The sequence below is a fragment of the Achromobacter sp. T5-5 genome, from assembly GCF_055397965.1.
In genome coordinates, this window is record NZ_AP027919.1 from 1429126 (window position 1) to 1443432 (window position 14307).

Below are 14307 nucleotides of genomic sequence, written 5' to 3' on the forward strand. Positions count from 1 at the left end.
AAAGGACACGGAATTTCACACGTATCAGGCCCGGTTCGGCACAAAAAAATTGGGAACCTTCCGCGTGATGTCAGATATCTCCGATCAAGAAGTCGCGTTGCGCTGCGAAAGACGCAACCAAAGCGGAACGTGCTGGCTGGCGAAGCGGGCGGGCGTCTGCATCAAAATTATTGCCTACATACTGTTTGTGTCGCTGTTGGCTGCGTGCGACCGGCAAGGCGAGCGCGTGGTTTGGACACAAACTCCTGGTTCAATCAACAACAAGATTCCAACATTATCGAGAAACGAACCCTTCGCTTTCCCCGCGCTTGTTTCATTGGCTGTAACCAACGATGGCGCGTCGATCTATGCGGCGGGAGGCAATGTGCTTCTGCGATCAGGTGACGGCGGGAAGACATGGAAGGAGGTCGCGCGAACACAGATTCACGACATCAGGAGTGTGGTGATAGCGCCCGATGGGTCGGTAGTTGTCGTGGGTTCTTCAATCGAGCGTTATGCGGACGAAGCCTTTCAGTCTAATTTAGACCTTCCAAAGGGCCTTTCGAAACTCACTCAGGTGATCGTAGGTCCTAACGGTAAGCTCATTGCAGTGGGTGAGGGCGGAGAAATCGTGCTCTCATCCGACAATGGGCTTACTTGGAAAAGGGTAGACAGCCATACCGACAAGCGTATCACCAGCATTGCATCGCACAATGAGACGGTCGTTGCCGTGGGTGTGCGCGGCGCTATTGTGAGGTCCTCAGACGGCGGGCTCACCTGGGATGTCGCAGATAGCCCGACACTACGCACCCTACTTAGCGTCACGGCAGCCGCAGACGGTACGCTCGTCGCTGTCGGGAGAGGAGGGGCAATTGTTTACTCCCAGGACGGGGGCCGTGTCTGGAAGGCGTCTAAAAGCATACGCAGAGCCGACCTATCCAGCGTTATCTATGTGGCCGGCGGTTCTTTCGTGGCTGTCGGTAGGGACGCCACGATCCTGCGGTCCATGGACCATGGAGTGACCTGGGAATTGGCGCTTGTGGGGTCATATGGCCACTTCGGGGCCGTGACTTCAGTGCCCGGCGGGCCTTTAGTGGCGGTGGGAAACGCTGGAATGATCGAGCGCTCGATCGACGGTGGCGCTACTTGGTCTACGATTGAAGCCGATACTAGCGATAGTCTCAGAAGTGTTCTGTTCGAGCCAGGTGGCGCATTGGTTGCGGTCGGTTCTGATGGGACAATCATGCGTTCCATGGATGGCGGAATTACTTGGGTGGTGGTTGAGGGCTTAGCAATAAAAAACTTTGTTAGCGCAGTCACCGGGCCCGGTGATTCGCTAATCGCTGTAAGCGATCGCGGTACGATCCTCCGGTCTGCGGATGGCGGTCATACCTGGGCGATGTCAGCCTATCGAGATACGGAATTACTGGATGTGACTGCCGGGCGGAATGGGACGCTCATAGCGGTCGGTGCAGAAATCCTACGCTCCATTGATGGCGGGAACACGTGGACCCCAACTGCTTTCGATACCTCCCTTACGAAGGTGATTGCAGAACCGGGCGGCGCGTTTATCGCGGTGGGAACCAGGATTTTTCGGTCCACTGATGATGGCGAAACCTGGAAAGCCACACAGGGCTGGCCGACGGAGACCAATGAAGGCCTGCTGAGAAGCGTTGTGGTCGATGCCAAGGGCGTCCTCACCGCGGTCGGGGATGCTGGCGTAATTGTTCGCTCGACGGATCATGGTGCTAGGTGGACGCTAACCCCGAGTGGCACACATCTCGATCTGGAAAAAGTGATCGCTGTGCCGGGTGGCGCTATGGTCGCTGTCGGAGAGGCTGGTGTAGTAGTGCGTTCCGCCTACGGCAAGCCCTGGACGGAGGTGTACAGCGACGAACAGAAGAATGCGCTTAGAAGCGTGGTCGCAGATCCGAAGGGCTCGCTCATCGCTGTGGGTGAATCTGGCACGATTCTTCGGTCCAGGGACGGTGGGGAAACCTGGTCCAAGCCCTTCGAGCTTACTGAAACCGATCTCAACGATGTCGTCCTTGATGCAAGCGGGGCTTTGGTCGCTGTGGGCAATGACGCATTAGCTATTCGCTCGGTTGACGGAGGTTTCTCCTGGGGGTGGCTAAAAAATAAGGACGATGACAGTGATTTGTGGAGCGCTGTATTAGGGCCTCATGGATCCTTGGTAGCAATAGGTCATGGCTCAGTCCGTGTCGGAGAACGCCGAGACGAAATTGGTTTATTAGCACCTACCATTCAGCGCATAGTGCAAGACTATTCGCTTTCGGGGCAACCAGTTCTTCGAATCACTCTTGATGACGTCTCGCGCGGATGCAGTGACGCGAAGTGCGTGTCAATCTTTGCTCGAAGTTCTGCCGATCAACGTATCGATGCGAACTATCGCCGCGTCCCGGACGCGGCAGTCTCGATCAGTGAGTCCAACAAGGTTGTAGCAGTGATCGATCCCAGTTTATTGAGTGCAACACCTGGCGATCCCATTCACGCAGCTATCCTCATTAGCGTTCCAGGCTATGCCAAAGTCTATCCTTCAGGCGATGAATCTCTGAAGGTTGAGAACCATCCCAATCCATTCTACGAGCATTGGTCGTTCCTTACCGTGAGCGCTGTCCTCGCGGGAAGCGCAATCATGTACACGCTTCTTGCAATAAAGCCGTTATGGATCCTTGGCCTGACGATACGTCCGGCGCTTTTGGATGCCGCTTCTCGGCTGGGCATCCCCGGCGTGGGAGACATAATCGTTGGCTTATTTCGCGCCTTGCTCCTGCCTTTGCTGGCCCGACATCCCCGTGTCCTCAACGCCTGGGTATTGGCACACCGCGACGCCTTGAAAAAAGGCTTCGAGACCGCAGCTGAAGGTTCGGCCGGCCGAATCCCACCTTACACAGTGCTGCCCGTGGACGGGCCCGGAGGCGAACGCATCGAGCCTTCGCCCTTCGCATTAGGTCGCTTCTTCCGAAGCGACAGATGTTGCATGCAGATTATTGCGCCAGGTGGTGCGGGCAAGACTCGACTCGCCATCGAGATAGGTCGCTGGTTCTTCTCCCGCGAGCTGACAACCCACCCCGCCGCAGCGATATTCATCGACGAAGAGTTCGATGATGTTTTTGTGGTCGTGCAGGAAAAGCTGAAATCCCTGCTACCGCGCGATGTTCCGCCCCCCGCTTTCATAAGTGCCCTTCTCTCTCGAGGACGGCTGTGCATCATCGTGGATCGAATCTCCGAGCGGCGACAGTCCACTCAGGTTGCAATCACCAATCTATACAGAAAGGCGTCTCCCAAGACGCTGATTGGCACAACGCGACTTCCGATCCCGATAGATAGTGAAGTACCTATCGAGCTCCGACCTCGAGCATTGGATTCTTCAACACTGCTCAGCTTTCTCGCAGACCAACTCAGTATTTCGAAGGCTGGAGACCTGTTTCCAGGACTGGCGAATCAGAGCGCGCTGGCGCAACGCTTGGCGCACCAGATTACGGTAGATGGACAGGAGCTCGACATCACGCCCCTATTGGTCCGCATATTTGTTGTGCAGGCTGTAGAGCTCGGTCGTGCTCAGGGCATCAAGGCAATCAATGAATTGCCCGCAAACGTACCGGAGGCCTATTTCATCTATGTTGAGCAGTTGGATGCGACCAAGCGCGTACTCGAACCAGAGAACGTCAACGGTGTGAATCTGGTCCGCCGAGCAGCCGCCTTGATTGCCTATGCCGAACTTGGCGAGGACTTTCGCCCGAAACCGGTTCGTCGAGCGGATATTGATTCGGCGATTCAGGGCGACGCACGGCTAGCTGCATCAGGGGTCGATTGGGTCCTACGGATGGAGCGAAACGGACTTTTGGTTCGCAAGCAGGTGGGGGCGGAAGAGGCCATCGAATACATCATCGATCCTCTCGCCGAGTGTTTGGCCGCCTTCCAGCACGCGCGTCTCTGTGGAGGTGACTTAGAACTTTGGCTCAATCTGATTTCTCGTGTCGTGGCGCGTGGCGGCAATGCGAAAGGCTTCATGGTCGCGCTGAGGATGAACCACGCAGCCTACGTCCGCGAATTAGGATTCCCTCCGGTGACTTTTCCTGAGTCAAACGGGGTGCCTGCGACATAGCCAGCGATTGCTTCGGGCATGGGACTCCACGAGAAAATTACCGGTCCTCGCCGTGTCCCATGAACCGGCGATGATGTGGGGGCCAGGAGTTCCGCGCCAGGAATAGTTCGCGCGATGTAAATATCTGCAAGGGGAAATCCATGAGCACTCAGCGCCCACGGCGATTGCAATCGCATCGCCCAGGTTGCTCATTTCGGACCGTGCAGCGCGCTTTGGTCTACAACTGAAGGCGCATCTGCGTAATCCATTGATGGGAGAGGAACTGGACGAGGCGTCCTGTATGCCGCCGCGGCAGTTCGGCCGGATCATTCGCGAAGAGACCGGCCATTCGCCCGCCAGGGTGGTGGAACTGTTGCGGCTGTAGGCGGCCCGCCATGAGTTTCGTGCCGCGGTACACCGGATTTGCGGACCGCATCCGCACGCGGCGGGGCCCTGTGCGCCTATCGGCAGCCACCGTGCTGCGTGAAATTCGTACGGCGACTGGTCGGTACGGTTGATCGCGACGCACGATCTTGAAGCTGTCATCTAGTTGAACGCGAGGGGTGGTAAAGCGCAAGGCCGTTCGCGAGGAACCGATGTGATCTAACATGCCTCATCCCGTTGCCGCGATTGAACCTTGCCCTCCCCATCACCCGCTACCCGTCCCCTCGACTGGCTGAACTTCTTCGCGGCCGATGTGCGGGATGGACTTGGGCCGTATCTGGCCATCTACCTGCTTGCCGTCCACCATTGGCGGCCCGACAGCATCGGGCTGGTCATGACGATCTCCGGGCTGGCGGCGCTGGCGGCGCAGACGCCGGCGGGCGCGCTGGTGGACCGCGCGTCCAACAAGCGCGCGCTGCTCATCGCCGCGGCGGTGCTGGTGACACTGGCCTGCATGGCCGTGCTGGCCAGCCCGGACCTGGCCTGGGTCACGATGACGCAGGCCGTGGCGGGGGCCGCGTCGTCCGTGTTCGCGCCGGCCATCGCAGGCATCACCCTGGGGCTGACCGCCGCGCATGCCTTCACGCAGCGCATAGCGCGCAATGAATCGTTCAACCACGCCGGCAACGGCGTTGCCGCCTTGCTGGCCGGCGGCCTGGCCTATGTGTGGGGGCCGGTGGCCGTGTTCTACCTGATGGGCGCCATGGCATTGGCCAGCGTGGCCGCCGCGCTGCGCATTCCCGCGCATATCGATCCGGCCCGGGCCCGCGGCCTGGGCCACGGCGGCGCGGCGCAGGCGCACCCCGTGCCGCTGCGTCAGTTGCTGTCCAACCGGCCGCTGTTGCTGCTGGCCCTGAGCTGCGCGCTGTTCCATCTGGCCAATGCGGCCATGCTGCCCCTCGTGGGGCAAAAGCTCGCCCTGGCCAATCCGGCGCTGGCCACGCCGCTCACCGCCGCCTGCATCGTGGCGGCCCAGTTCGTCATGATTCCGGCCGCGATGGCCGTGGGACGCCACGCGGACCGGCTGGGACGCAAGCCGCTGCTCCTGTTCGGCTTTCTCATCCTGCCCTTGCGCGGCGTGCTCTACACGTTCTCGGACGACACCGCATGGCTGGTGGGCGTGCAGTTGCTGGATGGCGTCGGCGCCGGCATCTTCGGCGCTGTGCTGCCCCTGATGGTGCTGGACCTGACGCAAGGCACCGGCCGCTTCAACGCCAGCCTGGGCGCCGTCACCACGGTGTTCGGCGTCGGCGCGGCGCTGAGCAACGGGTTGGCCGGCCTGATCGTGCAGCATGCGGGTTACAGTGCAGCGTTTCTTGCGCTGGCAGGCATTGCGGCGCTGGCCTGCCTGGCCTTGCTGTGGTTGCCCGAGACGCGCGCGCCCGGCGCGGCGCCCGCCGCGTCGGCCTCTTCTTCCCTTCCTTGATTCCCTGTTGAAAGCATGTCGCTATCCCATGCCGTGATCTGGTTGATTGCCGCCGCAACCACCATGGCCATCCTGTTTCGCCCCTGGCGGCTGCCCGAATACGTGTGGGCCTGCGTGGGCGCTATCGCCTTGGTGACACTGGGCCTGGTGCCCGCCGGTCAGGCCGGCGCCGCCATCCTCGAGGGCACCGACGTCTATCTGTTCCTGATCGGCATGATGCTGGTGGCGGAGGTCGCCCGGCAGGAAGGCCTGTTCGACTGGCTGGCGGTCGCGGCCGCCAACCATGCCGCCGGGTCGGCGCGGCGGCTTTTCGATCTGGTGTTCCTGGTGGGGACCGTGGTCACCGTGCTGCTGTCCAACGACGCCACCGCCGTGGTGCTGACGCCCGCCGTCTATGCGGTGACGCGCGTGGTCGGCGCGCCGCCCTTGCCCTACCTGTACGTCTGCGCCTTCATCGCCAACGCGGCCAGCTTCGTGCTGCCGATTTCAAACCCGGCCAATCTGGTCGTGTTCGGCGACCGCATGCCCGCGCTGGCGCCGTGGCTGGCGCACTTCGCCCTGCCATCCGCGCTGGCCATCGGTTCCACCTACGTCACGTTGCGCCTGGTGTTCCGCCATGACCTGCGGCAGCCCTTGAAGTCGTCGCCGGCCTTGCCGCCCATGACATTGCCGCTGCGGATGGCCGCGCTGGGCGTGGCCGTCACCGCGGGCACGCTGCTCGTCACGTCGGCCCTGGGGCACCGCCTGGGCTTGCCCACGCTGGTGGCCGGCTGCGTGTCGGCGGTGCTGGTGCTGGCCGTCACGCGATCCAGCCCGCTGCGCCTCGTGAAGGGCGTCGCGTGGGGCGTCTTGCCGCTGGTGGCCGGATTGTTCGTGCTGGTCCAGGGCATGGCCGCCAGCGGCGTGTTGCAGGATCTGGCGGACGCGATGCGCGGCCTGTCGGCGGACGCGGCGCTGTGGGCAGGCGGCGTGGGCGCCGCGCTCGCGGGCAACGTCATCAACAATCTGCCTGCAGGACTGATGGCGGGCTCGTTGGCGCGCATGGCGGACCTGTCCGGCTCCGCCACCGCCGCGCTGCTGATCGGGATCGACCTGGGTCCCAACCTGTCCGTGAGCGGCTCGCTCGCCACCTTGCTGTGGCTGCTGGCCGTGCGCCGGGAAGGCATGCACATCAGTGCGCTCAGCTTTCTTCGGCTGGGCCTGGTGGTCATGCCGCCCGCGCTGGTGCTGGCGCTGGGGGCGCTGCACGTCTTCAGTTGAGGGCGCGACGGGGGGCGTCGCGCTGCGCACTCAAGCCGCGCCCAATCTCCACAGCGACGTGACTTCCTTGGAGCGCGCCGCGAACAAGGGATCGTCCGCATCCCTTGCCTTGCCGTGCATCGGCCGCGTGTCCAGCTTTTCGATCACGCGCAGGCCCGCCGCTTCGATCATCTCCAGCAACTGCGCCCGCGTGCGCAGGCCCAGGTGCTCGGCCAGGTCCGACAGGATCAGCCAGCCCTCGCCATTGGGCGTCAGATGGTCCTTCAATCCGTTCAGGAACCCGCGCAGCATGCGGCTGTCCGGGTCGTACACCGCGTGTTCCAGCGGCGAGCTGGGCCGCGCGGGCAGCCAGGGCGGGTTGCAGACGATCAGCGATACCCGGCCTTCAGGGAACAGGTCGGTCTGTTCGACGTCGACCTGTCCGGCCAGGCCCAGCCGTTCCAGGTTTTCGCGCGCGCAGGCGATGGCGCGGGGATCCATGTCGGTGGCGATGACGCGCTTGCCGCCGCGCCGGGCGATCACCGCCGCGAGCACGCCGGTACCGGTGCCGATGTCGAAGGCGACGCTGCCGCGCGGCATCGGCGTGTTGGCGACCAGTTCCACGTATTCGCCGCGCACCGGCGAAAACACGCCGTAGTGCGGGTGGATGCGGTTGTTCAGGGCGGGAATTTCGACGCCTTTCCTGCGCCATTCGTAGGCGCCGATCTGGCCGAGCAGTTCGCGCAGCGAGGCGACGTAGGGTTCGTCAGCCGGGCCGTGCGCGGCTTCGCAGGCCAGATGGGCGTCGGGGGCGCGGCGCAGCGGGATGACGTGGCCGGCCTCGAAGGGAATGAGCAGCATGCCCAGGATGCGGGCGCGTTGCGACTGCGTCTGCCGATGCTGGTTGAAGGCGTCCAGCAGGGTGTCGACCGGTTTGCGCGGGCGCTTGTCGACCCGCCGGGTCATCGCCTGCAAGAGCTGGCGCGCGTTCTGGAAGTCGCCGCGCCACAGCAGGCCGACCCCTTCGCAGGCCTGGCGGTAGGCCACGTCCGCGGTGATCGTGTCGTCGGCGACGACGACGCGCTTGGGCGGCGTGGCGCCGGTTTCCGAGCGCCAGCGGGCGGAGCGGGCAACGCCGTCCTCTTCCCAGTGCAGTTCGGGGGCGGTCAAGATGTCGCTCCGGCGGGGAAACGGGGGAAGGGCAGGATCATGGGGAAGGCATAAAAGAAAAGGGCGCGGGCTGCCAATGTAGCAGCTTCGCGCCCTGGCGCGGCGCGCGGCGCCAGGGCGCCGCGGCTGCGCGGGGGGATCAGTGGAACAGGACGACGGCCTTTTGCAGCGTGATCCAGATGCCCCAGGCCAGCGGGATGCCCACGCAGGCCCATGCAAACGCGATCAGCGCGGGCGGCGTGCGGAAGCTGGACTTGCCCACGCCATGGGTTTCGGCCGCAACCGCGCGCTCGTGCGCCAGGGCTTTTTCGCGGGCGAGTTCCTCATCGGTCATGAAGTACTTGGCGTTGACCGGCCGGATCGCCAGATTGCACAGGAACCCGACGACCAGCATCCCCGCCAGGATGTACATGGTGATGTCGTACACCTGGGCGCGCGGCACGCCGATGGAAAGCTGGTATTCCCGGATGTAGTTGACCAGGACCGGACCAAAGATGCCCGCCGCGGACCACGCCGTCAGCAGGCGCCCGTGGATGGCGCCGACCATCTGGGTGCCGAACAGGTCGGCCAGATAGGCGGGCACGGTCGCGAAGCCGCCGCCGTACATCGACAGGATGACGCAGAAGGCGGCGACGAACAGGGCCAAAGCGCCCATGTGCGCGGTCCAGGGGATGGCGGCGTACAGGAAGAAGCCCAGCACGAAGAAGACGAAGTACGTCATCTTGCGGCCCAGCTTGTCCGACAGGCTGGCCCAGAAAAAGCGGCCGCCGATGTTGAACAGGCTGAGCAGGCCGGTAAAGCCGGCCGCGATGGCGGCGATGGCCGCAAGCTGGTCCTTGTCGAGCTGGCCGAAGCCCAACTCCGGCTTGTCGATCAGCCCGCCGCCGAACACCTCCTGCAAAAGGGGCGAGGCCATGCCCAGGATGCCGATGCCGGCCGTGACGTTCAGGCACAGCGCCCACCAGACCAGCCAGAATTGCGGCACGCCCCACACGCGCTTCACGTGCACGTGGCGCTGCGTGATCATGACGTTGTTGACCTGCTTGGCGGGCGGCGTCCAGCCCGCGGGCTTCCAGCCGGTGGGCGGCACGCGGTAGCCCAGCGCGCCCGACATCATGAAGATGAAGTACACCAGCGCCATGGTCAGGAAGGTCTGCCACACGCCCGGCGAGGTCGGCGTCGCGAAGTGGCGCATCAGCAGGTCGGCCAGCGGCGCGCCGATCATGGCGCCTCCGCCAAAGCCCATGATGGCCATGCCGGTCGCCATGCCGCGGCGGTCCGGGAACCACTTGATCAGCGTGCTGACCGGCGAGATGTAGCCCAGGCCCAGGCCGATGCCGCCGATGACGCCGGACCCCAGCCACAGCATCCACATCTGGTGCAGATAGATGCCGATGGCCGAGATGACCAGGCCGCCGCACCAGCACAGCGCCGACACGACGCCCGCCTTGCGCGGACCGGCGCGTTCCAGCCAGCCTCCCCACAGCGCGGCCGAGCAGCCCAGCAGCACGAAAAAGAGGGTGTACATCCACCCCATGGTGGAAATCTTCCAGTCGCAGCTCGTGGTGAAGAGCTCGGCCACGAGACTCATGTCGGGCGGGCACGCCAGCGGCTTGGACCCGCCCACCACCTTGGACAGCGGCAGCCAGAACACCGAAAAGCCGTAGGCCATGCCGATGCACAGGTGGATGGCCAGTGCGGCCGGCGGTACCAGCCAGCGCGAGAAGCCCGGCCCGGCGATGGTGCGTTCTTTGTCGAAAAAGCCCGGCCGTGAGCCGGGCAGGTCCAGGGTGGCACTACTTTCCATGATGTCTCCTCAAGGGTGCGGCTTTATAGCGTGCGTAGGCCGGAAAACCCCGGTCCCGCCGCCTCTTTTATGGATCTTTTGCTGTCCTGCGACTTCGGAGCGGCCGTCATGTCACGGCCCGGACGCGCTAGGTGACGCGCGCCTGCGGCGTGAGGCGCGTTCGATGCTGCGTGACCGCCTGCAGCACCAGCGGGTGCAACTGTTCTTCGCCGGCATCGCCATCGGGGCTGCGCGCCAGGAAGTCCAGCAGTTCGGTGCGCATGCGCGGCTCCCAGAACTTCTGGATGTGATTGGCGACGCCCTCCAGCGCCTCGGCCCGGTCCGGCATGGCGTCGAAGAATTGGCCGATGCGGTTGGCCATGCGGATCAGATTGAGGATTTCCATTGCTGTCGTGCGTCCGGTTCAGGTAAGGATGCGTTCGGGGTGGGCGTAGATGGCGGCGTCGTCGTCGCGCAGAAAGCCCAGCAGCGTCACGTTGGCGTCGGTGGCCAGGCGGATGGCGAGCGCGGTCGGGGCCGACACGGACGCCAGCACGGCGACGCCGGCGGCGGCCGTCTTCTGCACCATCTCGAAACTGGCGCGGCTGGACACCACGACGATGCCGTCGGCGGCGTTCACGGCCTGGCGGGCCAGCGCGCCGACCAGCTTGTCCAGCGCGTTGTGGCGGCCCACGTCCTCGCGGACCAGGGCCACGGCGCCATCGCCGCCGGCCCAGCCGGCGGCGTGCGTGGCGCCGGTGATGTCGTGCAGCGTCTGGCGCGCGCGCATGTCGCGCATGGCGGCCAGCACGGCCCCGATGCGGACCGGCGCGCCGTTGGTCACCGGCGCCACCGGGCGCAGCACTTCCGGCAGCGTCTCCACGCCGCACAGGCCGCAGCCGGTGCGGCCCGCCATGGCGCGGCGCCGCGTCTTCAGGCGCATTTCACAGGCCGAGGAAATCTCCAGCTGCACGACGATGCCGCCGCATTGCGGCAGCACGTCGATGCCGCGCACGTCGCTCACGCTGCCGATGATGCCCTCCGACAGCGAGAACCCCACGGCAAAGTCCTCCAGGTCCGCCGGCGTGGCCAGCATGGTCGCGTGGCTGATGCCGTTGAATTCCAGCGCCACCGGGGTCTCCTCGGCGACATGATCGGTTTCGGCGTCGGGGGCGATGACGCCCGCGCGCACGCGGATGACCTGGGTCGGCGTGCAGTCGGGGCGGGCGTGGGTTGGCGTAGGCATGGGATCCCTGGCGTGCTGGCGGTCGGTTACTTCCCGGTCAGCGCCGCCTCGGTCTCGCGCGAGCGTTCGCGCAGCAGCTTTTGCTGGATATCCGCAAATCGCGACCACTGGCGCTGCCATTCCGAGGGCTGGGACACGCGCGTGACCTGCACGGCCGTGACCTTGTACTCGGGGCAGTTGGTCGCCCAGTCGGAACTGTCGGTGGTGACGACGTTGGCGCCGGACTCGGGAAAGTGGAACGTGGTGTATACCACGCCCGGCTGCACCCGGTCGGTCAGCGTGGCGCGCAGCACGGTCTCGCCGCTGCGGCTCTGGATGCCGACCCAATCGCCCTCGGCCACGCCGCGGTCCTCGGCGTCCTGCGGGTGGATTTCCAGCACGTCCTCGCTATGCCACATGACGTTGGGCGTGCGTCGCGTCTGCGCGCCGACGTTGTATTGCGACAGGATGCGGCCCGTGGTCAGCAGCAGCGGGAAGCGGCGCGTGCTGCGCTCGTCGGTGGGCACGTACTTGGTGATCATGAACCTGCCCTTGCCGCGCACGAACTGGTCGATGTGCATGATGGGCGTGCCGTCCGGCGCATCGTCGTTGCAGGGCCACTGCAAGCTGCCCAGCTTGTCCAGCTTGTCGTAGGTGACGCCGGCGAACGTGGGCGTGAGCCGCGCGATCTCTTCCATGATCTCGCGCGGATGCTTGTAGGTCATGGGGTAGCCCAGCGCGTTGGACAGCGCCACGGTGACTTCCCAATCGGACTTGCCGTTCTTGGGCTCCATGACCTTGCGCACGCGCGAGATGCGGCGCTCGGCGTTGGTGAACGTGCCGTCCTTTTCCAGGAACGACGAGCCCGGCAGGAACACGTGGGCGTACTTGGCGGTCTCGTTCAGGAACAGGTCCTGCACCACGATGCATTCCATCGCGGCCAGGGACGCGGCCACGTGCTGCGTGTTGGGATCGGACTGCACGATGTCCTCGCCCTGGCAGTACAGGCCCTTGAAGGTCCCGCCCAGCGCGGCCTCGAACATGTTGGGGATGCGCAGGCCGGGCTCGGGCTGCAGCGTGACGCCCCAGTCCTTTTCGAACTGCGCGCGCACGGTGTTGTCCGAGATGTGGCGATAGCCGGGCAGCTCGTGCGGAAACGAGCCCATGTCGCACGAGCCCTGCACGTTGTTCTGGCCGCGCAGCGGGTTCACGCCCACGCCTTCGCGGCCGATGTTGCCGGTGGCCATGGCCAGGTTGGCGATCGCCATGACGGTGGTCGAGCCCTGGCTGTGCTCGGTGACGCCCAGGCCGTAGTAGATGGAGCCGTTGCCGCCCGTGGCAAAGAGCCGTGCCGCGCCGCGCACCGCCTGCGCCGGCACGCCGGTGATTTCTTCCATGGCCTCGGGCGAGTTCTCGGGCAGCGAGACGAAGTCGCGCCACTCCCTGAATGCCTTTTCCTCGCAGCGTTCGGCCACGAAGTCCTCGGCGATCAGGCCCTCGGTGGCGATGACGTGGGCCAGCGAGGACAGCAGCGCGGTGTTGGTGCCGGGCCGCACCTGCAGGTGGTAGTCGGCCTTGATGTGCGGCGAGCTGACCAGTTCGATGCGGCGCGGGTCGATGACGATCAGCCGCGCGCCTTCGCGCAGGCGGCGCTTCAGGCGCGAGGCGAACACCGGGTGGCCGCTGCTGGGATTGGCGCCCATGACGATGACCACGTCCGTGTGCATCACGGAGTCGAAGGTCTGCGTGCCGGCCGATTCGCCCAGCGTCTGCTTCAGGCCGTAGCCGGTGGGCGAATGGCACACGCGCGCGCAGGTGTCGACGTTGTTGGTGCCAAACGCCGCGCGCACCAGCTTCTGCACCAGCCAGGTTTCCTCGTTGGTGCAGCGCGAGGACGTGATGCCGCCCACCGCGTCGCGCCCGTACTGGGTCTGGATGCGGCGGAATTCGGACGCCGCGTAGTCGATCGCCTCTTCCCAGGACACTTCCTTCCAGGAATCGGTGATGTGCTTGCGGATCATGGGCTTGAGCACGCGCTCCTTGTGCGTGGCGTAGCCCCAGGCGAAGCGCCCCTTCACGCAGGAATGGCCGCGGTTGGCCTGGCCGTCCTTCCAGGGCACCATGCGCACCACTTCCTGGCCCTTCATTTCGGCCTTGAAGCCGCAGCCCACGCCGCAGTAGGCGCAGGTGGTCACGACCGAGTGTTCGGCCTGGCCCATCATGATGACGGTCTTTTCCTGCAGCGTGGTGGTGGGACAGGCCTGCACGCAGGCGCCGCAGGACACGCATTCGCTGTCCAGGAACGGCTGGTCCTGCCCGGGCGACACGCGGGACTCGAAGCCCTTGCCGGAGATCGTCAGCGCGAAGGTGCCCTGGGTTTCCTCGCAGGCGCGCACGCAGCGGTTGCAGACGATGCACTTGGAGGCGTCGTAGGTGAAGTAGGGGTTGGACTCGTCCTTCTCCGCCTTGAGATGGTTGGCGCCGTCGTAGCCGTAGCGCACGTTGCGCAGGCCCACCACGCCGGCCATGTCCTGCAGCTCGCAGTCGCCGTTGGCGGGGCAGGTCAGGCAGTCCAGCGGGTGGTCCGAGATGTACAGCTCCATGACGCCGCGGCGCAGGTCGTGCAGCTTGGGCGTTTCGGTGTAGACCACCATGCCGTTTTCGGCGGGCGTGGTACAGGACGCGGGATAGCCGCGGCGGCCTTCGATCTGCACCAGGCACAGCCGGCACGAGCCGAACGGCTCCAGGCTGTCGGTGGCGCAGAGCTTCGGGATGTTGATGCCCGCGTCCGCGGCCGCGCGCATCAGCGACGTGCCTTCGGGCACGGTGACTTCCTGGCCGTCGATGGTCAGGGTGACGGTGTTGTCGGACACGCGCGCCGGCGTGCCCATGTCGCGATCGCGCTTGATGACGGTTTCTAGCATGGCGGT

General features: G+C 64.9%; 8 protein-coding genes. 3 read left to right on the plus strand and 5 right to left on the minus strand.

What is annotated here, in order from left to right; all coding sequences use genetic code 11:
* Positions 1-67 precede the first annotated feature (67 nt).
* The 3 genes from ACZ50Q_RS06420 to ACZ50Q_RS06430 all read left to right on the plus strand — a co-directional run bounded on the left by ACZ50Q_RS06420 (position 68) and on the right by ACZ50Q_RS06430 (position 7217).
* Positions 68-4108, plus strand: a complete 4041-nt coding sequence (locus ACZ50Q_RS06420) for a YCF48-related protein (protein ID WP_464080935.1) — start codon at positions 68-70, stop codon at positions 4106-4108.
* Positions 4109-4724: 616 nt separating this feature from the next.
* Complete coding sequence (locus ACZ50Q_RS06425) at positions 4725-5957, plus strand: MFS transporter (protein WP_464080936.1); 1233 nt, start codon at positions 4725-4727, stop codon at positions 5955-5957.
* A gap of 15 nt (positions 5958-5972) precedes the next feature.
* Complete coding sequence (locus ACZ50Q_RS06430; protein WP_464080937.1) at positions 5973-7217, plus strand: arsenic transporter; 1245 nt, start codon at positions 5973-5975, stop codon at positions 7215-7217.
* Between the two features lie 30 nt (positions 7218-7247).
* On the opposite strand, the gene ACZ50Q_RS06435 is transcribed toward ACZ50Q_RS06430, so the two are convergent.
* The 5 genes from ACZ50Q_RS06435 to fdhF all read right to left on the minus strand — a co-directional run bounded on the left by ACZ50Q_RS06435 (position 7248) and on the right by fdhF (position 14301).
* Entirely contained in the window at positions 7248-8366 is a 1119-nt protein-coding gene (locus ACZ50Q_RS06435; RefSeq protein ID WP_092582488.1) for a methyltransferase, read from the minus strand.
* A gap of 139 nt (positions 8367-8505) precedes the next feature.
* Complete coding sequence (locus tag ACZ50Q_RS06440) at positions 8506-10173, minus strand: OFA family MFS transporter (RefSeq protein WP_092582489.1); 1668 nt, start codon at positions 10171-10173, stop codon at positions 8506-8508.
* A 127-nt stretch (positions 10174-10300) separates the two neighbouring features.
* Positions 10301-10558, minus strand: a complete 258-nt coding sequence (locus ACZ50Q_RS06445; RefSeq protein WP_092582490.1) for a formate dehydrogenase subunit delta — start codon at positions 10556-10558, stop codon at positions 10301-10303.
* Positions 10559-10576: 18 nt separating this feature from the next.
* Positions 10577-11398, minus strand: coding sequence for a formate dehydrogenase accessory sulfurtransferase FdhD (gene fdhD / locus ACZ50Q_RS06450; protein WP_464080938.1), 822 nt, complete (start codon positions 11396-11398; stop codon positions 10577-10579).
* Between the two features lie 26 nt (positions 11399-11424).
* A complete protein-coding gene (gene fdhF, locus ACZ50Q_RS06455) occupies positions 11425-14301 on the minus strand; it encodes a formate dehydrogenase subunit alpha (protein ID WP_464080939.1) in 2877 nt (958 codons plus the stop codon).
* Positions 14302-14307: the final 6 nt, after the last annotated feature.

What these genes read in the sequence shown, in the direction of transcription:
- ACZ50Q_RS06420 (WP_464080935.1), top strand. Translation starts at nt 68, where the DNA reads ATGTCAGATATCTCCGATCAAGAAGTCGCGTTGCGCTGCGAAAGACGC.
- ACZ50Q_RS06430 (WP_464080937.1), top strand. Translation starts at nt 5,973, where the DNA reads ATGTCGCTATCCCATGCCGTGATCTGGTTGATTGCCGCCGCAACCACC.
- ACZ50Q_RS06440 (WP_092582489.1), bottom strand. Translation starts at nt 10,173, where the DNA reads ATGGAAAGTAGTGCCACCCTGGACCTGCCCGGCTCACGGCCGGGCTTT.
- ACZ50Q_RS06445 (WP_092582490.1), bottom strand. Translation starts at nt 10,558, where the DNA reads ATGGAAATCCTCAATCTGATCCGCATGGCCAACCGCATCGGCCAATTC.
- fdhD (WP_464080938.1), bottom strand. Translation starts at nt 11,398, where the DNA reads ATGCCTACGCCAACCCACGCCCGCCCCGACTGCACGCCGACCCAGGTC.
- fdhF (WP_464080939.1), bottom strand. Translation starts at nt 14,301, where the DNA reads ATGCTAGAAACCGTCATCAAGCGCGATCGCGACATGGGCACGCCGGCG.